The 25,864-nt window shown below is 38.5% G+C and carries 26 protein-coding genes; 24 read left to right on the top strand and 2 right to left on the bottom strand.

The window, feature by feature from the left end; translation table 11 throughout:
* Window positions 1-7 precede the first annotated feature (7 nt).
* The 9 genes from dapB (at window position 8) to queF (ending at window position 9,995) form a co-directional block, all read left to right on the top strand.
* Window positions 8-775, top strand: coding sequence for a 4-hydroxy-tetrahydrodipicolinate reductase (gene dapB, locus CCC20_RS01265; RefSeq protein WP_003065282.1), 768 nt, complete (start codon window positions 8-10; stop codon window positions 773-775).
* Complete coding sequence (locus CCC20_RS01260) at window positions 772-1,977, top strand: CCA tRNA nucleotidyltransferase (RefSeq protein WP_058692194.1); 1,206 nt, start codon at window positions 772-774, stop codon at window positions 1,975-1,977. Before dapB ends, CCC20_RS01260 begins: the two co-directional genes overlap by 4 nt.
* The gene (locus CCC20_RS01255; protein WP_287178622.1) at window positions 1,974-3,845 is read left to right on the top strand and encodes an ABC-F family ATP-binding cassette domain-containing protein; all 1,872 of its coding nucleotides are present in this window, start codon (window positions 1,974-1,976) and stop codon (window positions 3,843-3,845) included. Before CCC20_RS01260 ends, CCC20_RS01255 begins: the two co-directional genes overlap by 4 nt.
* A gap of 78 nt (window positions 3,846-3,923) precedes the next feature.
* On the top strand, window positions 3,924-5,663 hold the full coding sequence (locus tag CCC20_RS01250; protein WP_003065277.1) for an ABC transporter ATP-binding protein: 1,740 nt from the start codon (window positions 3,924-3,926) through the stop codon (window positions 5,661-5,663).
* A 2-nt stretch (window positions 5,664-5,665) separates the two neighbouring features.
* Window positions 5,666-7,435 (top strand): ABC transporter ATP-binding protein, encoded by a 1,770-nt coding sequence (locus tag CCC20_RS01245; RefSeq protein ID WP_013851968.1) that lies wholly within the window; start codon window positions 5,666-5,668, stop codon window positions 7,433-7,435.
* 250 nt (window positions 7,436-7,685) lie between these two features.
* Window positions 7,686-8,339, top strand: a complete 654-nt coding sequence (gene queC, locus CCC20_RS01240) for a 7-cyano-7-deazaguanine synthase QueC (RefSeq protein WP_013851967.1) — start codon at window positions 7,686-7,688, stop codon at window positions 8,337-8,339.
* Window positions 8,339-8,785, top strand: a complete 447-nt coding sequence (queD, locus tag CCC20_RS01235) for a 6-carboxytetrahydropterin synthase QueD (protein ID WP_003065271.1) — start codon at window positions 8,339-8,341, stop codon at window positions 8,783-8,785. Before queC ends, queD begins: the two co-directional genes overlap by 1 nt.
* Entirely contained in the window at window positions 8,778-9,491 is a 714-nt protein-coding gene (gene queE, locus CCC20_RS01230) for a 7-carboxy-7-deazaguanine synthase QueE (RefSeq protein ID WP_003065269.1), read from the top strand. The genes queD and queE overlap by 8 nt, the downstream gene beginning before the upstream one ends.
* A 12-nt stretch (window positions 9,492-9,503) precedes the next feature.
* Window positions 9,504-9,995 (top strand): preQ(1) synthase, encoded by a 492-nt coding sequence (gene queF, locus CCC20_RS01225; protein ID WP_003065267.1) that lies wholly within the window; start codon window positions 9,504-9,506, stop codon window positions 9,993-9,995.
* 55 nt (window positions 9,996-10,050) lie between these two features.
* On the opposite strand, the gene CCC20_RS01220 is transcribed toward queF, so the two are convergent.
* Entirely contained in the window at window positions 10,051-10,548 is a 498-nt protein-coding gene (locus tag CCC20_RS01220; protein ID WP_003065265.1) for a DUF308 domain-containing protein, read from the bottom strand.
* 245 nt (window positions 10,549-10,793) lie between these two features.
* Here CCC20_RS01220 and gdhA point away from each other — a divergent pair, with 245 nt between their 5' ends.
* The 15 genes from gdhA (at window position 10,794) to CCC20_RS01145 (ending at window position 24,852) form a co-directional block, all read left to right on the top strand.
* Complete coding sequence (gene gdhA, locus CCC20_RS01215) at window positions 10,794-12,143, top strand: NADP-specific glutamate dehydrogenase (RefSeq protein WP_003065263.1); 1,350 nt, start codon at window positions 10,794-10,796, stop codon at window positions 12,141-12,143.
* Window positions 12,144-12,409: 266 nt separating this feature from the next.
* Entirely contained in the window at window positions 12,410-12,919 is a 510-nt protein-coding gene (locus CCC20_RS01210) for a GNAT family N-acetyltransferase (protein WP_287178606.1), read from the top strand.
* Window positions 12,916-13,326 (top strand): peptide deformylase, encoded by a 411-nt coding sequence (locus CCC20_RS01205; protein WP_003065257.1) that lies wholly within the window; start codon window positions 12,916-12,918, stop codon window positions 13,324-13,326. The genes CCC20_RS01210 and CCC20_RS01205 overlap by 4 nt, the downstream gene beginning before the upstream one ends.
* Before the next feature lie 172 nt (window positions 13,327-13,498).
* On the top strand, window positions 13,499-13,939 hold the full coding sequence (locus CCC20_RS01200) for a MarR family winged helix-turn-helix transcriptional regulator (RefSeq protein ID WP_061100410.1): 441 nt from the start codon (window positions 13,499-13,501) through the stop codon (window positions 13,937-13,939).
* A 3-nt stretch (window positions 13,940-13,942) separates the two neighbouring features.
* Window positions 13,943-15,757 carry an ABC transporter ATP-binding protein gene (locus tag CCC20_RS01195; protein WP_003065252.1) on the top strand — a complete coding sequence of 605 codons (1,815 nt, stop codon included), beginning with the start codon at window positions 13,943-13,945 and terminating at the stop codon, window positions 15,755-15,757.
* Window positions 15,747-17,519, top strand: coding sequence for an ABC transporter ATP-binding protein (locus CCC20_RS01190; RefSeq protein ID WP_058692202.1), 1,773 nt, complete (start codon window positions 15,747-15,749; stop codon window positions 17,517-17,519). The genes CCC20_RS01195 and CCC20_RS01190 overlap by 11 nt, the downstream gene beginning before the upstream one ends.
* A 266-nt stretch (window positions 17,520-17,785) precedes the next feature.
* On the top strand, window positions 17,786-18,763 hold the full coding sequence (locus tag CCC20_RS01185) for a zinc-binding dehydrogenase (RefSeq protein WP_117479603.1): 978 nt from the start codon (window positions 17,786-17,788) through the stop codon (window positions 18,761-18,763).
* Window positions 18,753-19,205: a MarR family winged helix-turn-helix transcriptional regulator gene (locus CCC20_RS01180; protein WP_003065246.1), complete on the top strand. Its 453-nt coding sequence runs from the start codon at window positions 18,753-18,755 to the stop codon at window positions 19,203-19,205. Before CCC20_RS01185 ends, CCC20_RS01180 begins: the two co-directional genes overlap by 11 nt.
* Entirely contained in the window at window positions 19,195-19,830 is a 636-nt protein-coding gene (locus tag CCC20_RS01175; protein WP_013851963.1) for an ABC transporter permease, read from the top strand. The genes CCC20_RS01180 and CCC20_RS01175 overlap by 11 nt, the downstream gene beginning before the upstream one ends.
* Window positions 19,820-20,740, top strand: a complete 921-nt coding sequence (locus CCC20_RS01170; protein ID WP_013851962.1) for a glycine betaine ABC transporter substrate-binding protein — start codon at window positions 19,820-19,822, stop codon at window positions 20,738-20,740. The genes CCC20_RS01175 and CCC20_RS01170 overlap by 11 nt, the downstream gene beginning before the upstream one ends.
* 27 nt (window positions 20,741-20,767) lie before the next feature.
* Window positions 20,768-21,526 carry an ABC transporter ATP-binding protein gene (locus tag CCC20_RS01165; RefSeq protein WP_172473475.1) on the top strand — a complete coding sequence of 253 codons (759 nt, stop codon included), beginning with the start codon at window positions 20,768-20,770 and terminating at the stop codon, window positions 21,524-21,526.
* Entirely contained in the window at window positions 21,519-22,145 is a 627-nt protein-coding gene (locus CCC20_RS01160; protein WP_003065238.1) for an ABC transporter permease, read from the top strand. The genes CCC20_RS01165 and CCC20_RS01160 overlap by 8 nt, the downstream gene beginning before the upstream one ends.
* A 135-nt stretch (window positions 22,146-22,280) precedes the next feature.
* On the top strand, window positions 22,281-22,904 hold the full coding sequence (locus tag CCC20_RS01155; RefSeq protein WP_003065236.1) for a GTP pyrophosphokinase: 624 nt from the start codon (window positions 22,281-22,283) through the stop codon (window positions 22,902-22,904).
* A gap of 29 nt (window positions 22,905-22,933) precedes the next feature.
* Window positions 22,934-23,614, top strand: coding sequence for a response regulator transcription factor (locus CCC20_RS01150; RefSeq protein WP_013851959.1), 681 nt, complete (start codon window positions 22,934-22,936; stop codon window positions 23,612-23,614).
* A gap of 8 nt (window positions 23,615-23,622) precedes the next feature.
* Window positions 23,623-24,852, top strand: coding sequence for a sensor histidine kinase (locus tag CCC20_RS01145; protein WP_003065232.1), 1,230 nt, complete (start codon window positions 23,623-23,625; stop codon window positions 24,850-24,852).
* Window positions 24,853-25,003: 151 nt separating this feature from the next.
* Here the strand turns inward: CCC20_RS01145 and CCC20_RS01140 are convergent, their stop codons facing one another.
* Window positions 25,004-25,843: an aldo/keto reductase gene (locus CCC20_RS01140; protein WP_287178588.1), complete on the bottom strand. Its 840-nt coding sequence runs from the start codon at window positions 25,841-25,843 to the stop codon at window positions 25,004-25,006.
* Window positions 25,844-25,864 lie beyond the last annotated feature (21 nt).

The following is a 25,864-nucleotide window of genomic DNA, read 5'->3' as shown; positions in this document are numbered from 1 at the left end:
AAAAAACATGAGTATTAAAGTTATCATTGCAGGTTTTAAAGGACGAATGGGCTCAGCAGCAGTTAATATGGTTAAGGGAGATGACGAATTAGCCTTAGCCGCATTACTTGACCCATTTGCGACAGAATCAGACGTGGACGGTGTTCCAGTATTTACAGACAAATCACAATTAGTTGGGTTTGATGCAGATGTTTGGGTTGATTTTACTATGCCAGCAGTTGCTTATGAAAATACCCGCTTTGCTTTGGAAAATGGCTTCGCTCCCGTTGTTGGAACGACAGGATTTTCAGAAGATGAAATCGCTGAATTAATCGCTCTTTCTGAAGAAAAGAAAACAGGTGGTTTGATTGCTCCAAACTTTGCAATTGGTGCTATTTTACTCATGGAATTTGCCGCTAAGGCTGCCAAATATTTTCCGGACCTTGAAATCATTGAACTACATCATGACAATAAGAAAGATGCTCCTTCAGGTACAGCTGTGAAAACAGCGGAATTGATTCGTGAAGTTCGTCAACCTAAAAAACAAGGGGCTGCAGATGAAGTTGAAACGTTAAAAGGAGCGCGTGGAGCTGATTTTGATGGTATGCGTATCCATAGTGTTCGTTTACCTGGATTGGTTGCGCACCAAGAAGTCATCTTCGGTGCCCAAGGTGAGGGATTAACACTTCGTCATGATTCTTATGATCGTATTTCGTTTATGAGTGGTGTTAATATTGGAATTAAAGCAGTTGTCAAACGAGATAAACTCGTTTATGGTTTGGAAAAATTACTATGAAATTAAACAATCTGCCTTCTGAATTTCAGGAGGCTTTACCAATCTTGAAAAAAATTCGCGAAGCTGGCTACGAAGCTTATTTTGTCGGTGGTAGCGTTCGTGATGTTTTACTAAATCGTCCGATTCACGACGTTGATATTGCAACAAGTTCTTATCCAGAAGAGACAAAGAGCATTTTTCATCGTACGGTTGATGTTGGGATTGAGCATGGCACAGTTCTTGTTTTAGAAGAAGGTGGCGAGTATGAAATCACTACTTTCCGTACAGAAGATGTTTACGTGGATTACCGCAGACCTAGCAGCGTGTCATTTGTTCGTTCTCTAGAGGAAGATTTGAAACGCCGTGATTTTACAGTCAATGCTTTTGCACTTGATGAGACAGGTTTAATTATTGATAAATTCAACGGTTTGGCAGATTTGGAAGCTAAGTTATTACGTGCGGTGGGAAATCCTGCGGAGCGTTTTAACGAAGATGCGCTGCGTATTATGCGCGGTTTCCGCTTTGCGGCTAGTCTTGATTTTGATATTGAACCTGATACGTTTACTGCTATGGCAGCACATGCGCCCTTACTTGAAAAAATTTCGGTAGAGCGCTCTTTTATTGAATTTGATAAATTATTGATGGCACCTTTCTGGCGTAAAGGGATTAAAGCCATGATTACTAGTCAAGCTCAAAAATATTTACCATATCTTGAGAATGCTCATGACAATTTACAGCAATTACTTGACGATTTGGCTTGTGATTATCACTTTAAAACGTCTGAACAAGCTTGGGCAGCTTTGCTATTAGCTTTAGATGTCAAAGACGTTCGTGTCTTTTTGAAAGCATGGAAAACATCAAGTCAATTTCAAAAAGATGTTGAAAAGATTGTGGCGATTTACCGTTTCCGTCTAGAAAATGAGCTTGATAAGATGGAAATGTACCGTTATGGCAGTTGTTTGATTGAACAAGCAGAAGATTTGCGTGCTGGTTATGGTTTGCCAGTTGATTTTAAACGTATTGAGCGTTTAGATAAAGAATTAACCATTCATGATAAGCACGAAATTGTTATCAATGGCGGAGTTTTAATCAAAGAATTACAATACAAACCTGGTCCAGAATTAGGGCAGGTATTAAAAGAAATCGAGGAAAAAATTGTTCTTGGTGAGCTTGCCAATGACAAAGAAGCTATTTTTGACTTTATTAGAAAGGAAAACAAATGAGTGATTTTATCGTAGAACACTTAACAAAATCAGTCGGTGATAAGACTGTTTTTCGTGATATTTCCTTTATTATTCATGATTTTGACCGCATTGGGATTATTGGTGTCAATGGAACGGGGAAAACAACGCTCCTTGATGTCATTTCTGGTCGTCTTGGCTTTGATGGCGATGTGTCGCCGTTTGCAGCTAAGAACGGTTATAAAATTGCTTATTTGACCCAAGATCCTGAATTTGATGATGATAAAACTATTTTGGATACAGTTTTGTCATCTGATTTGCGTGAGATGACTTTGATTAAGACCTATGAGACCTTGATGGCTGATTACAACGAAGCCAATCAAGCTAAACTTGAAAAAGTCATGGCAGAGATGGATTCGCTTGATGCTTGGGCGATTGAGAGTGAAGTCAAAACTGTTCTTACGAAGCTAGGTTTGGACGACTTGTCACAAAAAGTTGGTGCTTTGTCTGGTGGACTTCGTCGTCGTGTTCAGTTGGCGCAAGTTTTGTTAAATGATGCAGACTTGTTATTATTGGACGAGCCAACCAACCACTTGGATATTGATACCATTGCTTGGTTGACGAATTTCCTAAAAAATTCTAAGAAAACGGTACTTTTCATCACCCACGACCGTTATTTCTTGGATAATGTGGCAACGCGTATTTTTGAATTGGCTAATAGTCAATTGACTGAATATCAAGGAAATTATCAAGATTATGTGCGTTTGCGTGCGGAGAAAGATGAGCGTGATGCTGCAACGCTTCACAAGAAAAAACAACTTTACAAGCAAGAATTAGCTTGGATGCGTACGCAACCACAAGCGCGTGCGACAAAACAGCAAGCTCGTATCAATCGTTTCAACGAGTTGAAGACTGATTTGTCAGGAGCGACACAATCAACAGAGCTTGAGATTAATTTTGAAACAAGCCGAATCGGTAAAAAAGTTATCAATTTTGAGAATGTTTCCTTTGCTTATCCTGATAAACAGATTTTGACTGACTTTAACTTTTTGGTGCAAAATAAAGACCGAATCGGAATTGTTGGTGATAACGGTGTCGGAAAATCAACGCTTCTTAATTTGATAAATGGTGATTTGCAGCCGACAGTTGGGAATCTTGAAATTGGTGAAACGGTTCGTATTGGCTATTTCTCACAATTGACAAAAGACATGGATGAAAATAAACGTGTCATCAATTATTTGCAAGAAGTAGCAGATGAGGTCAAAACAAGCGTTGGAACAACAAGTGTCACAGATTTGTTAGAACAATTCTTATTCCCACGTTCAACACATGGTACATTGATTTCAAAATTATCTGGTGGTGAGAAAAAACGCCTTTACTTGTTGAAAATTTTGATTGAAAAACCAAATGTGCTTCTTCTTGACGAACCAACCAATGACCTTGATATTGCAACCTTGACAGTTATAGAAAGTTTCTTGCAAACATTCTCAGGACCAGTTATCACAGTTAGTCACGACCGTTATTTCCTTGACAAAGTGACTAATAAAATCTTGGCGTTTGAAAATGGTCATGTTCGTGAATTCTTCGGAAATTATACGGATTATCTTGATGAAAAAGCGTTTGAAGAAAATGCCGTAGCGGAACAAGCTAAAAAAGCGTTCTCACAAAAGACTGAGAAGGAAAAAACGAAGAAAAAACGCATGTCTTACTTTGAAAAACAAGAGTGGGAAGTCATTGAAGATGAGATTGCCAAATTTGAAGAGGATATCGACACTATTGAAGCGCAAATGCAGGAAAATGCCAGTGATTATGGCAAACTAGCAGAGCTTCAACGTTCATTAGACAAAGCTAATGAAACCCTACTTGAAAAATATGAAAGATATGATTATTTGAGTAACTTAGCTGAATAAGCCCAGTCACTCTTTCTTGCAGAAAGAAGGTATTTCGTTACTTAAAAATAGAGAAACAGATTAGAAGGGAAAGTTACTATGAAACTAGTTTGGACTTATTTGAAAAAATATCCCAAATGGCTCATTTTGGATGTGTTAGGAGCTTTTACATTTGTCGTGGTTAATCTTGGTTTGCCAACAGCACTAGCTCGTATGATTGACCAAGGGATAACAACTGGAAATAAAGATAAGGTTTATTTCTGGGCAATTGTCATGTTTATCGTGATTATTGTTGGAGCGATTGGTCGTGTTACTCTGGCTTATGCGGCAGGAAAAATCACAACTAATATGATTAAAGACATGCGTAATGACATGTATGATAAATTGCAGGAATACTCACACCATGAATACGAACAAATTGGTGTGTCATCACTTGTCACTCGCATGACAAGCGATGCTTTTATTCTTATGCAATTTGCTGAACAATCTTTGCGTATGGGGGTTGTGACACCGCTCATGATTATTTTTAGTGTTGTCATGATTTTGGTAACAAGTCCGTCTTTAGCATGGATTGTTGCGGTGGCTATTCCCTTTTTGGTACTTGTGGTTTATTACGTCGCGACACATACACGGCCTCTATCTGAAAAACAACAAGGCACTCTTGATAAAATTAACCAATATGTTCGTGAAAATTTGACTGGTTTACGTGTCATTCGCGCCTTTGCCAGAGAAGATTTTCAAGAAGAACGCTTTGATAGTAAAAACGAAGAATATAAAGGCATTTCAAGTCGGCTGTTCAAGCTAACTGGTTTAACAGAGCCATCATTTGTCTTTATCATCATCTCAATGATTGTTGCCATTGTTTGGTTTGCCTTGAATCCGCTCTCAAGAGGTGATTTGCAGATTGGTAATTTGGTTGCTTTTATTGACTATGGCTTCCATGCGCTCTTTTCATTCTTACTTTTTGCCAATCTCTTTACCATGTATCCTCGTGTTGTTGTCTCAAGCGAGCGTATTTCAGAAGTTATGGCAATGCCAATTTCAATTACTCCTAATGAAAATGGTGTGACTGAGACTGAAACAAAAGGTTATTTGGAATTTGACAAGGTGACTTTTGCTTACCCTGGTGAGACAGAAAGTCCAGTTTTAAAAGACATTTCCTTTAAAGCCAAGCCTGGGGAAACTATTGCCTTTATCGGTTCAACAGGTTCTGGGAAATCTTCTCTGGTTAATCTGATTCCACGTTTTTACGATGTCACACTTGGTAAAATTTTGGTTGATGGTGTTGATGTTAGAGACTATCAATTGAAAGCTCTACGTCAGAAGATTGGTTTTATTCCTCAAAAAGCGCTTTTGTTTACGGGAACTATTGCCGAAAATCTAAAATACGGTAAAACGGATGCAACAGTTGATGAATTGCAAGAAGCAGCAGATGTTGCACAAGCTAAGGAATTTATCGAAAGCCGTGATGAGCGTTACCAAACACATTTGGCAGAAGGCGGAAGCAATTTATCAGGAGGACAAAAACAACGGTTGTCCATTGCGCGTGCAGTTGTTAAGAAACCTGATATTTATATTTTTGATGATTCTTTCTCGGCTCTTGATTACAAGACGGATGCGCAATTGCGTGCGCGTTTGAAAGAAGTCACTCAAGAAGCAACCGTCCTTATTGTGGCACAACGTGTGGGAACTATCATGGATGCTGATCAAATTATTGTACTCGATAAAGGTGAAATTGTGGGACGTGGCACACACGATGAATTGATGCAAACAAACACGATTTATCGTGAAATTGCTAACTCACAATTGAAAAATGCAGATGAGATGAAAGGAGAATAACAATGTCAAAACGCAATGTTTTTCTACGTTTATGGGATTATCTCCAACAATATAAAGGTGCGCTTTTTCTTGCCATTTTCTTGAAAGTTTTCAGCAGTGTCATGAGTGTATTGGAACCTTTTATTTTAGGGCTTGCCATTACAGAATTGACGGCAAACCTTCTTGACATGGCGCACGGTGTAGCAGGTGCTCATATCAATATTTCTTATATTGCAATGATTTTAGCTCTTTATTTCTTGCGAGGTTTGGGTTATGAGCTAGGAAGCTATTGGTCAAACTATTTCATGACTGACGCTGTGCAAAAAAGTATTCATGATTTGCGCCGAGATTTAAGTGAAAAAATCAATAAAATTCCAGTTTCTTATTTTGACAGTCAACAATTCGGAAATGTCTTGGGGCGTTTTACGTCAGATGTTGAAACAGTTTCAAACGCTTTACAACAAAGCTTTCTTCAGATTATCAACGCCTTCTTAACCATTTTCTTGGTTATTTGCATGGTGCTTTATCTCAATTGGCGTTTGGCTTTGGTGGTTATTTTAATCATTCCAATCACTTATATCAGTGCTCAGTTTATTTTGAAAAAATCTCAACCCTATTTCAAAAAACAAGCTGACGCTCTTGGTGATATGAACGGTTTTGTTCAGGAAAATCTAACTGGCTTTAACGTTATCAAACTTTATGGTCGTGAAGAAATTTCAAGTGAAGAATTTCGTGAAATCACTCAAAATTTGCAAGAAGTTGGTTTCAAGGCAAGTTTTATTTCAGGAATTATGATGCCAGTTCTTAGTGCAATTTCTGATATGGCTTACCTGATTGTGGCAGTTTTGGGAGCTTTGCAAGTTCTTTCTGGGAACTTGACGGTTGGTAATATGCAAGCTTTCGTTCAATACGTTTGGCAAGTCAGTCAACCCGTTCAAACCATTACACAGTTGGCAAGTATTCTTCAAAGTGCCAAGTCATCACTTGACCGTATCTTTGAAGTTCTAGATGAACCAGAAGAAGTTGCTGATGTAACAGAGCATTTGACACATGATTTAACAGGTCAAGTTAGCTTTGAAAATGTTTCCTTCCAATACGTGGCAGACAAACCATTGATTCAAAATTTCAATCTTGATGTCAAACCAGGTGAAATGGTGGCGATTGTTGGTCCAACAGGAGCTGGTAAGACAACGCTGATTAATCTTTTAATGCGATTCTACGACGTTACCTCTGGTTCGATTAAAATTGATGGGCATGATATTCGCAACTTGTCACGTCAAGAATATCGAAAACAATTTGGAATGGTCTTGCAAGATGCGTGGCTCTATGAGGCAAGTATCAAGGAAAATCTCCGTTTTGGAAACTTGGATGCGACAGATGAAGAGGTTGTTGAGGCTGCTAAAGCTGCCAATGTTGACCACTTTATTCGCACGCTACCTGGTGGTTACAATATGGAAATGAACCAAGAATCAAGTAACGTATCGCTTGGTCAAAAACAATTGTTAACCATTGCGCGTGCCTTGCTTGCTGACCCTAAAATCTTGATTTTGGACGAAGCAACGTCATCTGTTGACACACGTTTGGAATTATTGATTCAAAAGGCTATGGCTAAATTAATGGAAGGGCGTACAAGCTTTGTCATTGCTCACCGCCTATCAACCATTCAAGAGGCTGATAAGATTTTGGTGCTTAACAATGGTCAAATCATTGAACAAGGCAATCATGAAAGCTTACTAGCTGCTAAAGGTTTCTATTACGATCTTTACAATAGCCAGTTTACTAAAAACAAATAAGCTATCTTGGTGATAATTATTAATAAAAAACAGGATTTTATTTTAAGCAAGTCCTGTTTTCTTATTCTTGCATTTTTTAGTCATTGAATATCTGTTGCAAAGATGATATGATAGTAATGTTAATAATAACGATGTTTGGGAAAAGCCATCGCTAAAAAAAACCAGCCTAATGACTGAATTAGCGCCCTTGTGGATTCCCATGAGGGCTTTTCTTTTGCCCAAATATCTGAAAAGATATAGAGGAGATAAGATGAAACGTCAATCTGCACTTGTCGTCTTTAGTGGCGGACAAGATTCAACAACTTGCCTGTTTTGGGCTTTGAAACATTACGACCACGTGGAAACTGTCACGTTTAATTATGGTCAACGTCACAGTTTGGAAATTGAAGTAGCCAAACACATCGCTGCCGAACAAGGGGTTAAAAACCATTTGCTAGACATGTCTTTATTAGGACAATTAACTGAAAATGCCTTGACTCGTGATATTGTAATCGAAAATCCAGACGATGATTTGCCAAATACTTTTGTTGATGGTCGAAATCATTTGTTTTTATCGTTTGCAGCTGTGCTGGCGAAGCGTCTTGGTATCACAGACATTATTACTGGCGTTTGTGAAACGGACTTTTCAGGTTATCCAGACTGTCGTGATGCCTTTGTCAAATCACTCAATGTTACGCTGAATTTGGCAATGGATTATAATTTTGTTATTCAAACACCGCTGATGTGGCTTGATAAGTCAGAAACATGGGAATTAGCTGACCAACTTGGCAAATTTGATTATGTTCGAGAAAATACGCTAACGTGCTACAACGGCATTAAAGGAAGTGGTTGCGGTGAATGTCCTGCTTGCAAGCTTCGTCAGGCAGGTCTTGAAAAATACCTTGCAAAGAAAGGGCAAGCCTAATGTTTGAAATACCAAAAGAGCTAAAAGTCCCAACTGGTGAATCCTTGGTTTATTGCCCACGTCGTGTCATGGTTTCAAAAGAATTCACCTTTGATGCGGCACACCATTTGTTCAATTATGATGGTAAATGTAAGGCTTTGCATGGGCATACTTATCGTTTGCAAATTGCGGTTTCTGGACTGCTTGATGACCGTGGTATGGCAGTTGATTTTGGCGACCTCAAACAGATTTACAAAAAACATTTGGAACCAAGTTTAGACCACCATTACCTTAATGAAAGCCTGCCCTACATGAACACTACAGCAGAAAATATGGTTTACTGGATTTTTAAGCAAGTCGCGCAGTATTTGCCAAAAGAACGTGAGATTCGTGTAGAATATGTCCGCTTGTATGAAACGCCGACATCATTTGCGGAATTTAGGAGGGAGTGGGAGCTTGATGACTAAACGTCAGTTAACCCTTCCGATTCTTGAAATTTTTGGTCCAACTTTTCAAGGCGAGGGCAGAGCAATTGGGCAAAAGACCATGTTTGTGAGAACGGGTGGCTGTGACTATCATTGCGATTGGTGCGATTCTGCTTTTACTTGGGATGGCTCGGAAAAGCCTAAGCGAATGACTACTGATGAAGTGATTGAGCAGCTTGACCAATTGGGAACGTACGATTATGTGACTTTATCAGGTGGCAATCCATGTTTATTGGCGAATAATATGGCAGAGCTTGTTGCCAAATTAAAGGCACGTGGGGTGACCTTAGCTATTGAAACGCAAGGCTCGCGCTGGCAAACGTGGCTAAAGGACATTGACCAAGTAACGCTTAGTCCCAAGCCACCGTCAAGTAAGATGACGGTTAATTTTGAAACGCTTGATTTTATTGTTTCGCAATTGAAAAAAGACCAAATCACCTTTAAAGTTCCAGTTTTTGATGATGCTGATTTGGTATTTGCTAAAATGATTCAAAAACGTTATCAACCTGATGTTTTGTATTTATCAGCTGGTAATCCAGAACCGCACGCCAACGGCAATATCGTGGAACACCAGCTCGAGCGTTTGCGACAACTATGGGAGACAGTAGCAACTGACCCAGAATGGCAAAGCGTGCGCGTGTTGCCACAATTACACACGCTTTTATATGACAACCAACGCGGTGTTTAAAAGGAGAATGAGATGACTAGAACAGATGAAATGAAAGATTTGACCCTTTTGGGAAATCAAAAGACGACTTACACTTACGATTACGACCCAAGTATTCTGGAATCATTTGATAATCGTCATGTTGACAATGATTACTTTATCAAATTCAATTGTCCAGAGTTTACATCACTTTGTCCGATTACTGGGCAACCAGATTTTGCAACGATTTATATTTCTTATATCCCAGATAAACTTTGCGTGGAATCAAAATCATTGAAACTTTACCTTTTCAGCTACCGTAATCACGGTGATTTTCACGAAAATTGTATTAATACGATTGGTAAAGATTTGGTTGACTTGCTTCAGCCACGCTTTCTTGAAGTCTGGGGAAAATTTACACCACGTGGTGGCTTATCAATTGACCCATATTTTAATTATGGAGAGCCAAATACCAAGTATGAAAAAATGGCAGATTATCGCCTAATAAATCACGACTTGTACCCAGAAAACATTGATAATCGTTAATTGAGAACTAAAAAGAACTTCGTTCAAAAAAACGAAGTTCTTTTTATAGTCATAGTTAAATACGGAATGAAAAGGCGATTCCTGACCCCCCAACTGCCATTAAAAGTAATCCTGTTAGACGCCCAATAAAAATAGCTGAAAGTGCAGGATTGAGCAGGAGGAAGAGTCCTAAAAGAATGGCAAGGACCGCAGAGCCTAGGAAACGATTAGCGTCATAAAACCCTGCTTTACGCATTTGGAAACCACCAATTAAACGAAGGATGCCGCTAATAAGAATCCAATAAGCAGCAATCGTGATAACAGCACTCGATAAAGACATGGCTGAGCTTGATAGAAGAATAATTCCAAAAATAATAGATAAAATACTTTGCAACAAATACCAAAATGATCGCTCGACACTATTGGTATACATCAAAAGGCTGGTGATTCCAGACATGAAAACTAATAAAGCGATTATCCAACCAATCATTGCAGTCGTGGTAAAAGGATGCACAAAAAGAAAAATACCGATAAGTAGTGCTAGAATACCTGACCATAGTGATAAACGTTTCATAATATACCTCCTAATAATATACCATTATATTACCATATTTTTCGTGAAAAGGAGAACATAAAGTCCGCCAGAATGACGAAATCTAGCCCTCAACTTCACAAACGATGTTATATTTTATGACATAAAAACGGAATTTTTTCAAAAAAGTACGGTAAATACTTGACATAAATTTTCAGAAAATTTATAATATTCCTTGTAGTCTATTGATTACAAGATTTATAATCTGATTTTCGGAGGAAATATATATGACAACAGGTAAAGAGTATGTAGCTGGTGTCTTTGATAAAGTCAAAGCGCAAAATGCTCATGAACCAGAGTTTTTACAAGCAGTAGAAGAAGTATTTGAGTCACTTGTTCCAGTGTTTGATAAATATCCAAAATACATTGAAGAAAATCTTCTCGAACGTTTGGTTGAACCAGAACGTATCGTTTCTTTCCGTGTTCCTTGGGTTGATGACAAAGGTCAAGTTCAAGTAAACCGCGGTTTCCGCGTACAATTCTCATCTGCTATTGGACCTTACAAAGGTGGTCTTCGTTTCCACCCATCAGTAAACCAATCAATCATCAAATTCCTTGGTTTCGAACAAATCTTTAAAAACTCATTGACTGGTCAACCTATCGGTGGTGGTAAAGGTGGTTCAAACTTTGATCCTAAAGGTAAATCAGACAACGAAATTATGCGTTTCTGCCAAAGCTTTATGACAGAGTTGAGCAAACACATTGGTGCGGATACTGATGTTCCTGCTGGTGATATCGGTGTTGGTGGACGTGAAATCGGCTACCTTTACGGTCAATACAAACGCCTCCGCAATGAATACACAGGTGTTCTTACTGGTAAAGGACTTACTTACGGTGGTTCTCTTGCTCGTACAGAAGCAACTGGTTACGGTGCTGTTTACTTTGCAGAACAAATGCTTAAAGCTCGTGGTGAAGATTTTTCCGGTAAAGTCGCTCTTGTTTCGGGCTCAGGTAACGTAGCGATTTACGCTACTGAAAAACTTCAATCTCTTGGTGCTAAAGTTGTTGCTGTTTCAGATTCATCTGGTTATGTTTATGATCCAGAAGGTATTGATGTCCCTCTTCTTAAACAATTGAAAGAAGTTGAACGTGCACGTATTGTCAAATACGCTGACGCTCGTCCAAGTGCAACATTTACACCTGCTGGTGAAGGCTCAATCTGGTCAATCAAAGCTGACCTTGCATTCCCATGTGCTACACAAAATGAAATTAACGAGGAAGATGCGAAAGCTCTTGTAGCTAACGGTGTTATTGCTGTTACAGAAGGTGCAAATATGCCTTCTACACTTGAAGCTATCGAAGTTTTCCAAAAAGCTGGCGTTTCATTTGGTCCTGCCAAAGCTGCGAATGCTGGTGGTGTAGCGGTATCAGCTCTTGAAATGGCTCAAAATAGCCAACGTACACCTTGGTCATTCGAAGAAGTAGATGCTAAACTTTATGACATCATGAAAGGTATCTACGATAATTCTGCAGCAGCAGCTAAAGAATTTGGTGCTGAAGGTAACCTTGTTGTCGGTGCCAACGTTGCTGGATTCCTTAAAGTTGCAGAAGCAATGTCAGCACAAGGTATCGTTTAAAATCTTGTTTTTCACAAGACTGTTGTATAACTCTTAATGACTTAATCAACAATCTTTTATAATCTTTAATTACATTCTCTAATATCAAATAACCGAAAATGAGTCCACGAAGTGTGGGCTCTTTTGGTTGGTATCGTTGCAACTCATTATTAGTTATTCTCGATTTTGTTGGTGCAATAAAATCTTGAGACAAATGTGAGAAAGCGCATGGTAGCAAGGTTTTATTTATTTTGTTATAATGTTTTTAGCGAAAGCGAGGGCTTGATATGGTTATAGTGAGAAATGCTTTGGCTAGTGATGCTGGGGCTATTTTGGCATTTTGCCAGCAGATTGGTTCAGAAACAGATAACTTGTCTTATGGAGAAGAAGGGGTGTCTGTTTCTGTTGCAGATGAGGGAATCTTATTAAGTGAGATTCAAAAATCTAAGACATCACATTTCTTAGTAGCCGAAGAAGCTGGTGAGATAGTAGGAACGTGTAATTGTAGTGCTTTTCGTAAAAAACGATTGGCGCATCGTGCAGAAATTGGTATCGCGGTGAAAAAAGCCTACTGGAATCAAGGAATTGGACGTCAGCTATTAACGCGATTGATTGCAGCAGCGCAGCAATCAGGCTTAAAAGTCCTCTCACTTGAAGTTCGGTCTGATAATAACCGAGCGATTCATCTCTATGAAAGCCTTGGTTTTCAAAAGATTGGAACGTTTAAGCACTTTATGGAAATTGATGACCAAGCTATTGATTTTGATATTATGGAATTACTATTGGAGAAAAAATGATTAAACAGATTGTAAGAGACACCTTTTTCTTGGCGCAAAAGTCAGAAGAAGCAACAAAAGAAGATTTGTATTTGGCACAAGACTTGCAAGATACTTTAGTGGCAAACCGTGATAATTGTGTCGGCATGGCTGCTAATATGATTGGCGTTAAAAAGCGAGCAATTATTGTTAATATGGGAGTAGCAGATTTGGTGATGTTCAATCCAGTTTTGCTTAACAAATCACTTCCATTTGACACGAAAGAGTCTTGTTTATCATTGACAGGAGCACGACCAACACGTCGTTACCAGAAAATTGAAGTGGCTTTTTTAGACAAAAATTGGAGCCAACAAACCTTAACCTTGACAGGGTTGCCAGCACAAATTTGCCAACACGAATTAGATCATTTGGAAGGTGTTATCATTTGATTTTCAAAAAAAACAAAAACAAACGTTGATATATCAATGTTTGTTTTTGTTTTCAGAAAATAATTGAAAAAATAAAGTAGAAGTGAAGCTTTTTCTTGACAATAGTTCTCATAAGAACTATAATGTATCCTACAAGAATAAATCTTGGTATTTTTCAGAAAGTGAGTAAAAGATGCATAAGAAAGATCCGTTTTCACAGTTTAGGGATTTTATCAATTTAGCGGAAAATCGTGTCCATGCTCTTGCGGAAAGTCATGGTGTTGAAAATCTGGCTGGTCCACAGGGATTTGCAGTGTTGTATCTCCATGATAATCCTGATAAAGAAATTTATATCAAGGATATTGAGAAGAGACTAAGAATTTCAAAGTCAGTAACTAGTAATTTGATTAAGCGCATGGAGAAAAATGGTTTTATCCGAGTTATTTCGTCAATAGAAGATAAGCGTTATAAGCAAGTGGTGTTGACTGAACTTGGAAAATCAAAGGCTCAAAACATTCAAGATTTCCATGATGAAATGCATAGACAAATCTTAGCTGGTGTTGACCATGAGGATCTCAAAATTTCGTTTCGCGTCTTTGACCGCATTTTGAAAAATTTAGAAAACAAGGAGTAACGCATGTTAAAAATTTTGAAACGCTTAACAGTAAAAGAAGTTACGATGCTTATTTTTGCTGTATTATTTGTGTGTTTGAATGTTTATCTTGAGTTGAAAATTCCAGATTATATGTCGGATATCACAACCTTGCTATCAACAGAGGGAACAAAAGTAAAAGATATTTTTGCTTGGAACTTTGATGCGCCAGGGATGCGTATGGTCTTGCTTTCTTTGGGAAGCTTTGCGGCATCCGTCGTTGTCGGTTTCCTGGCTGCTCGTATTGCGGCAAGTTTTAGTACACGTCTACGTGATGACATTTTCCATAGTGTCTTGAATTTTTCAGATGCTGAAATCAAGAAATTTTCAATTCCTAGTCTTTTGACACGTACAACCAATGATATTACACAAATTCAATTGGTTTTCACAATGGGAATCCAAGTCATTACTAAAGGACCTATCATGGCAATTTGGGCAATAACCAAGATTGCTGATAAAAATCATGAATGGCTATTGGTTCTTATTGTCGCAGTTGCGGTTATGTTCTTGATGATTATGTTCTTGTTGATGATGGTGATGCCTAAACAACGCATGATTCAAACATTAACCGATAAATTGAACAGTATTACGCGAGAATCATTGACAGGTATCCGTGTGGTGCGTGCATACAATGCCGAAGATTATCAAGATGCCAAATTTGCACAAGCCAATGATAATGTTACCAATCTTAACCTCTTTATTGGACGTTCAATGGCGTTGTTATCTCCAGTAATGACAGGAATTTCAAGCGGAATGACACTTGCTATCTACTGGATTGGTGCGCATTTGATTGAAAATATTGCCATTCCGACAGATCCAACGAAAATTGCTGGCGCTATGCAAGATAAAGTTGATTTGTTCTCAGATATGGTTGTTTATTCATCATATGCCATGCAAGTTGTTATGGGATTCATGATGATGATTGTTGTATTCTTCATTTTACCTCGTGCTGTTGTTGCTGCTGGGCGTATTAATGAAGTTCTTGAAACAAAATCTTCAATTGAATATCCAGAAACAAATCAAGCTAAACCAACTGAAAAAGGTTCTGTTGAATTTGACAATGTTTCATTCCGTTACAGCAAAAATTCAGAAGCTGTTTTGGAACACGTTTCCTTTAAAGCGAAAGCTGGAGACACGATTGCCTTTATCGGTTCAACTGGTTCTGGTAAATCAACTTTGGTGAACTTGATTCCACGTTTTTATGACGCGACAGAAGGAACGATTAAAGTCGATGGCATTGATGTTCGTCAATATGACCATGATACGCTTCATAAGATTGTTGGTTATATTCCGCAAAAAGCAGTGCTTTTCAGTGGGGATATCGCTTCAAATATGGATATGGGAGAAAGCAATAGTTCGCCACTTGATGATGACAAGATGTGGGAAGCTCTTGATTTAGCTCAAGGTAAGACATTCGTTGAAATGAAAGACGGTAAGTTAAAAGCACCTGTTGCTCAAAGTGGTCAAAACTTCTCAGGTGGTCAAAAACAACGTTTGGCAATTGCGCGTGCTCTTGCTCGTAAACCTGAGATTATCATCTTTGATGATTCGTTCTCAGCACTTGACTACAAGACTGACCGAATCCTTCGTTCACAGTTGAAAGAACGTACAGCTGATATGACGAAATTAATCGTGGCACAACGTATCTCAACGATTATGGACGCTGACCAAATTTTGGTCTTGGATGAAGGTAAAGTTGTTGGTCAAGGTACGCACGAAGAATTGCTTGCAAACAACGATGTTTATCGTGAAATTGCTTACTCACAACTATCTAAGGAGGAATTAGAAAATGGAAAATAAGAAAAAAACATCTTTCTATGACAGAATGAAGCCCTATATTAGAGGTTTCCAGCTTCCATTTCTTCTTGCAGTGATTGGAGCAATTGTTTCTGCGACGGTTACGGTTATTGGACCTGATAAATTAAAAGAAATCACCAATACAATCACCAAAGGTTTGACACCAACGGCGACTGGTATGATTCCAGGAATCGACTTGGATAAAGTTGGTAAAATTGCATTAACTTTGGCAATTTTATACGTTATTTCAGCAGTAGTTGGTTATATTCAAAGCTTTACCGTAGCGACTATCGTTCAACGTTTTTCACAACGTTTACGTAAAGCTATTCAGACCAAAATTGACAAGGTTCCATTGAATTACTTTGATAGTCATTCGCAAGGGGACACCCTTTCTCGTGTGACAAATGACGTTGACTTGCTTGGTCAATCGCTTAACCAAAGTTTGGGAACTTTGGTGACATCAACCATGTTATTGATTGGATCAATTTTCATGATGTTCCATTCAAATGTCAGCATGGCTCTAACAGCGATTGGGTCTGTTCTGATTGGTTTTGTTTTGGTTATGGTTATCATGGGCTCATCACAACCATTGTTCAAACGTCAACAAAATAACTTGGCTGCGATTAATGGTTATGTTGAAGAAATTTACTCTGGTCATAATGTGGTAACAAGTTATAACGCTGCTGGTGAAACAAGCGAAACCTTTAAAAAATTAAACACCAATCTTTATAAATCAATGTGGCAATCACAGTTCTTGTCAGGTATTATGATGCCGCTTATGATTTTCGTTGGGAACTTTGGTTATGTTATGGTCTGTGTGGTTGGTGCCGTTAAAGTTATCAATGGTGATATTACCATGGGGGATGTGGTTGCCTTTATGACTTATGTTCGTATCTTCTCACAACCATTGTCACAAATTGCGCAAGCTTTCACACAAATGCAATCAGCAACAGCTGCCATGAGCCGTGTCTTTGAATTCCTTGAAGAAGATGAAATGGAAGATGAGTCTGATAAGGAACGTCAACTTAGTGATGTTAATGGTGAAGTTACCTTTGATAATGTTTTCTTTGGTTATTCTAAGGATAAAACAATTATCCATGATTTCTCCGCTGTGGCGAAACCTGGTCAGAAAGTTGCCATTGTTGGACCAACAGGCGCTGGTAAAACAACCATTGTTAACCTGCTCATGAAATTCTATGAAATCGATAAAGGTCAAATCACTATTGATGGTGTGGATACACGTTTGATGACACGTGAAGAAGTGCATGACCAATTCTCAATGGTGCTTCAAGATACGTGGTTGTTTGAAGGAACAATCAAAGAAAACTTGATTTACAATCAAGAAAATATTACAGACGAACAAGTTATTGCAGCGGCTAAGGCTGTTGGTGTTCATCACTTTATCATGACACTTCCAAAGGGTTATGACACTTATCTTGATGATTCTGTAACACTTTCAATTGGTCAAAAACAACTCTTGACGATTGCGCGTGCTCTTTTGAAAGATTCACCGCTCCTTATTTTGGACGAAGCAACGTCATCAGTTGATACACGTACTGAAGAATTGATTCAAAAAGCTATGGATAAATTGATGGAAGGTCGTACATCATTTGTTATCGCTCACCGTTTGTCAACGATTAGAAACGCTGACCTTATCCTTGTGATGAAAGATGGTAACATCATCGAACAAGGCAATCACGATGATTTGATGCAACAAGGCGGATTCTATGCTGACCTCTACAACTCACAATTTGAAGTAGCTTAAAATTAAAACGAGTCTGGGACAACGTGCTCAGCCTCGTTTTTTGTTGTTTGCATATTCTAGTTAAAAGATTTTAGAAAGTTAGGCAAGTACCTAGCTTTTTCTTTTGTTTTTATTTTGTAATGGCATTTATATAACTTGCAATCAATTTGTAAAGCAAAAGTGGCATTTGTTTAGGAATTGAAAAATAGTCAAAATATTTGACTATTTTTGGTGGGTATGACATAATAATGGGAAATTATTGAAAACGTTTAAAAGGAGGGAAGAAAGTGAAAGCTGTTATTGTTAGCAAAGCAGGAGATAGTAGTGTTTTAAAGGTGACTCAGATTGCTAAACCGCAAGTGAAATCAGGTTGGTCTTTGGTGAAAATTATGGGATTTGGGATTAATCGTTCTGAAATTTTTACCAGACAAGGCTTGTCGCCGAGTGTCACCTTTCCAAGGATTCTTGGGATAGAATGTGTTGGCGTCATTGAAGAGACGACGGACGAGCAACGTTTGCCAGTTGGTCAAAAAATCATTTCGATTATGGGAGAAATGGGACGTGATTTTGATGGATCGTATGCTGAATATGTCCTTTTGCCAAATGAGCAGATTTATCCTATCTCAACGCAGTTGGATTGGGCAACGTTGGCGACGATTCCAGAGACTTATTATACTGCCTTTGGTGCTTATCAAAATTTAAAAATCACCTCCCGTGATACGGTTTTGGTGCGTGCTGGTGCTAGTGGTATCGGGACGGCTTTTGTGAAATTGGTAAAAGCTAAATTTCCTGACGTGAACGTCTATGCAAGTGTGCGCAATACTGCTAAAAAAGCGCAACTTTTGGACGCTGGATATGATGATTTGGTTATTGATGATAATGGTGTGCTAAAGACGGATGTGACATTCACGAAAATCTTAGAATTAGTTGGACCTGCCACCATCAAAGACAGTCTAGGGCATTTGCAAGAAAACGGAATTATTTGTTCCTGCGGTCAATTGGGACGAAAATGGTATCTGGAAGAATTTGATCCAATTATGGAACTTAAAAATAATGTCTATTTGACAACATTTTATTCAGGCAATGTTTCACAAGATAAGATTCAGAAAATGTTAGCTTATATTGAGCAAGAACAAGTAGATGTTCGCCCTGAGCGTGTATTTGATTTGGATAGTATCCAAGCTGCACATGATTATCTTGATAGTGTTGCAGCATTTGGCAAGGTCATTATTTTAAATAAGGAGGAAAATTTTAGTGATAAGTAATGCAAAAAAATACGCTCGTTTGCGTGATGAGCAATTTTCCCTCTATGAAAGCTACGCTAAAAAGCATGGGCTAAATAGTAAATCGTTATTAGTTTTTATGTGGATTTATCATAATCCACATGGAATGACACAGGAGAGCATTGCAAAACGAACATTTTCAACGAAACAAGTGATTCAAGCAATTGTTAAAACTTATATGAAAAAAGGAATATTATATTTGGAGCCTTCTCGAATTGACAGGCGCAAGAAGTTGATTCGTTTAACTGAAACAGGTCAGCAGTTTGCTGCTGAATTATTGGATCCGTTAGCAGATTTTGAAGCGCAAGCAATGAGCGCTTTGACTTTGGAAGAACAGGAAGTTTTATTGTCAGCGACAGCGATGTTCACTGATAGGTTAACAGAACTTTTAGAAAGTCATCAGGTAAAGGAACATGTTAAATGATATAGCTGCATATTTTGCAGATAATGGAAATACTTATTTAGGATACGTTTGGCAACACATTAGCCTAAGTTTCGAGGCTTTGGTGATTGCCTTAATCATCGCTCTACCACTTGGCTATTTTTCTTATGAAAAGCCGTTTGTACGACAATTGTCAACGCTTTTGACGCAAGGGCTACGCGTTATTCCAAGCCTTGGAATCTTATTTATTTTGATTCCATTCATTGGAGTGGGGCGCTTACCTGCCTTGATTGCTTTAGTGATTTTGGGAATACCACCCATTTTATTAAATACGATTGTTGGGTTTGCGTCGGTTTCAGAAAATTTGCTAGAAACAGCTTTGGGACTTGGTATGACAAGGTCTCAATTATTAACAAAAGTCCAGTTTCCGTTAGCTCTGCCACATATTTTAAATGGCATTAAATTGGCATTGGTGGAAATTATTGCTAGCGCAACCTTGGCGACCTATATTGGAGCAGGTGGACTTGGTACTTTGATTTTTACAGGATTAGGACTTTATCGTTATGATTTATTGCTAATTGGTGGTGGTTCGGTTGCGATATTGTCGTTCCTTAGTATGATTATTTTTGATTTAAGCATAAAAGGGGTAGAACATTATGAAAAATAAAAAGGTGATTTCAGGAGCGTTACTGGTAGTCATTTTGGTGGCAATTGTTGGTGGGATTTGGGCGTGGCGCAATAATCAATCTTCTGAAGTGCAGCAATCGTCAACCACTATTCGTGTGGGGTCGAAAGATTTTACGGAAAATCTAGTCATTGCTGAAATTTATGCGCTTGCGCTTGAGGACAATGGTTATACCGTCGAGCGTGTGTCAAATATTTCAAGTTCTTTGATTCATAATTCAATTGTCAATGATGAGATTGACTTATATCCAGAATATACAGGAACTGGTTTGCTGTCAGTTTTGGGTGAGGATATGGAAACAGACTCAGAGAAAGTTTATAAGACTGTCAAAAAAGAGTATGAGGAACAATTTAACCTGACTTGGCTTGATTACGCGTCAGCAAATGATAGCCAAGGTTTGGTTATTCGTACGGAAGTCGCCAATTCACTCAACATCAAGACGATTTCTGATTTGCAAGCTCATGCTAGTGAATTGCGCTTTGCTTCACAAGGGGAATTTGATGAACGTGAAGATGGTTTACCAGGACTTGAAAAGACTTATGGTACCTTTAACTGGCAATCTTCAAAGGTGTATGATAATAGTTTGAAATACAGTGTTCTTGAAAATGATGAGGCAGATGTAACGCCAGCTTACACGACCGAAGGTCAGTTGGTTAGTACGGATAAATTCACATTATTGGAAGATGATAAACAGTTCTGGCCACCTTATAATTTAGCGCCCGTTGTGCGAGATAATATTTTGGATGACAATCCAGATATTAAAACCATTTTAAATAATATTTCGGCAAAACTTGATACTGAAACAGTTACGGAACTTAATGCTAAAGTGGATGTTGACGGTCAAGAATATACAGATGTCGCGAAAGAATACTACGATAGCATAAAAGGTTAGAAAGATAGATTTATGACAGAAAAGACAATGATTCAATTTGAGCATGTGAGCAAAGTTTATGGTGATAAAACGGTTGTTAATGATATTAACTTAACCATTGAAAATGGCGAATTTATCACAATTTTGGGAACATCAGGTTCTGGTAAGACAACCATGCTAAAAATGATTAACAAGCTGATTGAACCAACGTCAGGGACGATTTTCTTTGCTGGGCAAGATATTGAGCAGATGGATTCCGTTAGCCTTCGTCGTCAGATTGGTTACGTTGTCCAACAAATCGGCTTATTTCCACATATGACGGTTGCTGAAAATATTGCAACTGTTCCCAAGTTATTGGGCTGGGATAAGGAACGCATTGAAAATCGTGTGGGAGAACTTTTAGATTTGGTGCAATTGCCTGCAGTGGATTACGGCGAACGTTATCCGAGTGAATTATCTGGTGGTCAGCAGCAGCGGATAGGTGTTGCGCGTGCTTTAGCTGCTGACCCTGATGTCATGTTATTTGATGAACCATTTGGTGCCATTGATGCTATTACTCGTAATGATTTACAAGAGGAATTGCAAGCGATTCATCAGAAATTAAGTCAAAAGACATTTGTTTTTATCACTCACGATATTTATGAGGCATTTAAACTGGGAACACGCGTGGTTATCATGGATAATGGTACTATTTGCCAGTTTGACACACCAGAAAATATTATCAAAAATCCAGGAAATGAATTTGTTCAAAGATTGATAACAACTGCGCAGGAACAAGAAAAACTGTGGAGGGCTAGCTATGATTGATTATTTTAAGACATCTTCTGATAAGTTAATCACGGCGCTCATTGAACATATTGAATTGACGAGCTTTTCCCTACTGTTTGCTTTGTTATTTGCTAGTGTCATCACGGTAATTTTGCTGTTTTACCCTAAAATAAGGCTGGCTTCTGTTTACGTCTTATCGCTATTGTACGCCATTCCGAGTTTTGCGCTATTTACCTTGTTGATTCCCGTGACAGGTCTGGGGACGCGAACAGCCATAATAGTTTTGGTAATCTATGCACAATATACGTTAGTTCGCACATTTTTAGCAGGATTGACACAAGTTGATGACAGTATTGTTGAAGCGGCGACTGGTATGGGGATGACAAGGTGGCAAATATTAGCAAAAATTCAGTTGCCATTGGCGCAATCCTCTATTTTTGCAGGATTACGTTTGGCAGCAAGTTCAATGATTGCTATCGCAACAATTGCCTCAACGATTAATGCAGGCGGTCTAGGTAGTATTTTGTTTGACGGACTCCGCACAATGAGTTTGCCTAAATTGCTTTGGGGTATCATTTTGACTGTTGCCCTAAGCTTATTAGTCAACCTCATCTTGTATCTTGTTGAAGAATTAGTCAAGAACGAAAGCGTGAGTTAATGCGTCTTGCAATAATAAGAACACAAACCAAGAAGTTGGGCATTTTGCTCAACTTTTTAGCTCTTAAAAATGCCCCTTTTAGCTTCTTATAAGGAATTTTGTTATAATGAAACTATCATCTAGTTAGGAAAAGTTATGACAGATATGATTTATGGAGAATATGCGGATTACCTGCCTTTGATTTTGGAGGACTTTAGTCAGCGTATTCGCAAGAAAAATGATGAGGTTAAAAAAGAGACTGGTTATAAGCTGTTTGAACATTTTATCGCTCGCGTTAAGACACCTGAAAGTATGACAGAGAAGTGTCAACGCAAAAATCTTCCAGTAACAACCGAGTCTGCCTTGAAAAAAGTGCGTGATAGTATTGGTCTGAGGATAATATGTGGTTTTGTTGATGATATTTATACTTTAGTGGACCTTATCCGTTCTTTTGATGATTGCACCATTGTTGCTGAGAAAGATTACATCAAAAATGCGAAACCAAATGGTTATCGTTCTTACCATTTGATAGTAGAGGTTGTGACGCCTTATCCTGATTGTTTGGGAAATAGGCAGGGATCATATTTTATTGAAATACAGCTTCGTACCATTGCTATGGATTCTTGGGCTAGTTTGGAACATCAAATGAAGTATAAGCATGATATTAAAGACCCAAAACGGATTGTCCGTGAGCTCAAACGCTGCGCAGATGAATTAGCGTCTTGTGATTTGACCATGCAAACCATTCGAAACCTCATCCAAGAAAGCTCCCAAGATTAATGAATATGAGCTACGATAGGAGATAGCATATGAAAATATTAGTTGCAGAAGATGAAATTCAAATGAATCGTGTGTTGACTACGGCGTTAACCCATGAAGGTTATGATGTGGATTCGGTTTATGATGGACAGGCAGCTATTGATATGGCAAATGAAAATGCCTATGACGTTATGGTCATGGACATTATGATGCCTGTCAAATCTGGCATCGAAGCTGTGCAAGAAATTCGTCAAACAGGCAACCAGTCACACATTATTATGTTGACTGCCATGGCTGAAGTTGATGACCGTGTGACAGGCTTAGATGCTGGAGCAGATGATTATTTGACCAAACCCTTTTCATTAAAAGAACTATTAGCGCGTTTGCGGTCGATGTCACGTCGTGTGGATACCAATTTCACGTCTAATATTTTGACCGTTGGAACAGTTACTTTGAATGTTGGTGAGCAGGAACTTGTCAGTCAAAACACTATTCGCCTAGCAGGGAAAGAATCTAAAATGCTGGAATTCTTCATGCTCAATGCAGGTAAGAAACTATCAACCGACCAGATTTTTAACCATGTTTGGGCAAATGACAAAGATGACCCAGAGATTGATAATGGCTATGTTTTTATCTACGTTTCCTACCTTCGTCAAAAATTGAAATCAATTGGTGCAAATGTAGTGATTGAGGGCGAGGAAATGGGTGGTTATGAGTTGAAAGAATTGTAGGTGATGCCATGTTTCGAAAATTAAGGCTTCGTTTTATTGCGATTACCTCTTTAGCAATTCTGATTGTATTGTTTTCAGTGGTTGGGGTGCTCAATTCTGCCCGTCACATTCAAAAGGTAAATGAAATCAACAAGATTTTAACCTTGATTTCAGATAATGGCGGAACCTTTCCAAGCGTCTCCAAAGTAACTAGTGAATTGGGTGATACTGTTTCTGTCGATACGCTCTTTCAATATCGGTATTTTAGTGCTGTTGTTGATAAGGATGGCAATATCACTTCGTTAAATTTGAGCAGTATTTCTGATTTGACCAACGAGCAAGTGGAAAATTACCTGATTAAGATTAATAAATCAGGTGATACGAGAGGTGATTTTCGTTACAGTAATCACACCTATTCTTATCTTGTAACGGACGAATCAGATGATTCGACATTGATTGTGGTCTTGGACTCAACAAATCAAGTCGAGGAAAATATGACACTAGTTCATCTTTCCTTATGGATGTCAGGGGTTAGTTTTGCCTTCTTTGTTCTCATGGTTTCTATTTTTTCTGGTAGGGTTATTGAGCCTTTTATCCGAAATTATGAACGGCAACGTCGTTTTATCACGAATGCTGGTCATGAATTAAAGACACCTTTGGCGATTATTTCGGCTAATAATGAATTGGTTGAGATGATGAACGGTGAATCAGAATGGACAAAAAGTACCAACGACCAAGTTGAACGTATGACTGGCTTGATTAATAGTTTGGTGGCTATGGCCCGTCTAGAGGAACAACCTGAAGTAGTATTGACTGATTTGAATTTTTCAGCAATTGCTGAAGATGCTGCCGAGGACTTTAAGGGTCCTGTCATCAAAGACGGCAAGCAATTTATTATGGAAATTCAACCTGATATTCATGTCAAAGCAGAAGAAAAATCACTTTTTGAATTGGTGACCCTTTTGGTTGATAATGCCAACAAATATTGTGATGCAGGAGGAACGGTCTCAGTTAAATTAAGCAAAGCTAATCGCCTCTCAAAAGCACGTTTGGAAATTTCCAATACCTACGTCGAAGGCAAGAACGTTGATTATAGCAAATTCTTTGAACGTTTTTACCGTGAAGATGAATCACATAATAACAAAAAATCAGGTTATGGTATCGGATTGTCAATGGCACAGACCATGGTTAAACTCTTCAAAGGAAGCATTAGCGTTTCTTATAGCGGAGATACCATTACATTCCTAGTAAGTTTGTAGGGGCGAAAACTCTAAAGCTGATTTGCAAGTAGAGTAAGCAACACTCTAATAACTTACTTTCTCCTGTTCAAAACTCGTTAACATCAACAAAAGACGATTTCCGTTTGGAAGTCGTCTTGTTTTACTATTGTATATAAACTCGTTTTCTGACTTACAAGCCCAATAAGCGTTTGACGTGTTCTGGGCTTTCATTTGGTCCGTAGTTGTTTGGAAAACGGTCGAGTGACTGAATTTGCTTGATGTCATCTGGTGTGAGTTCAAAATCAAAAATATCAAAGTTTTCTTTCATGCGTTCTAAGTGAACGGATTTTGGAATGGTAAGGATATCGTTTTGAACTTGCCAACGTAGAATGACTTGTGCCACAGTCTTGCCATGTTTTTCAGCTATGCTATTGAGCGTAGCGTCCCTAAAAATATTATCTTCTCCACGGTTGAAAGGGCTCCAAGCTTGGGTAGCTATGCCAAATTGGGCATTGGCAGCTTGAATGATAGGGTGTTGTTTGTAGGGGTGAAGCTCAATTTGGTTGAGTGCTGGCACAACTTCGGTATTGAGCGCAAAATCTGTTAAACGTCCAGTAGAGAAGTTAGAAACCCCAATAGCACGGATATATCCTTCCTTATAAAGCTCAATCATCGCACGCCAAGCGCCATGAGTATCACCATATGGTTGATGAATGAGATAAAGGTCAAGGTAATCAGTATCCAGTTTGCGTAGCGTTTCCTCAAAAGCCTTTTTTGTTTCGGTATAACCAAGGTGGTCAATCCAGACTTTACTAGTCAGAAAGACATCTTCACGTGAAAGACTAGAAGCCTTCATCGCACGCCCGACAGCTTCTTCATTTTTATAAATAGCGGCAGTATCAATTAAACGGTAGCCCACCTCAAGGGCGTTTTCGACTGATTCTTGGCATTGTGCTTGGTCGAAAATTTGCCAAACACCAAAGCCTAAAACAGGGATTTGGATACCATTATTTAACGTTTTAAAATTCATAATGTTTCCTCCTTAGTTTCA

The organism is Streptococcus sp. LMAG:39, assembly GCF_008680485.1.
Classification (GTDB): domain Bacteria; phylum Bacillota; class Bacilli; order Lactobacillales; family Streptococcaceae; genus Streptococcus; species Streptococcus pasteurianus.
This window is presented reverse-complemented; position numbering and strand designations above follow the sequence as displayed.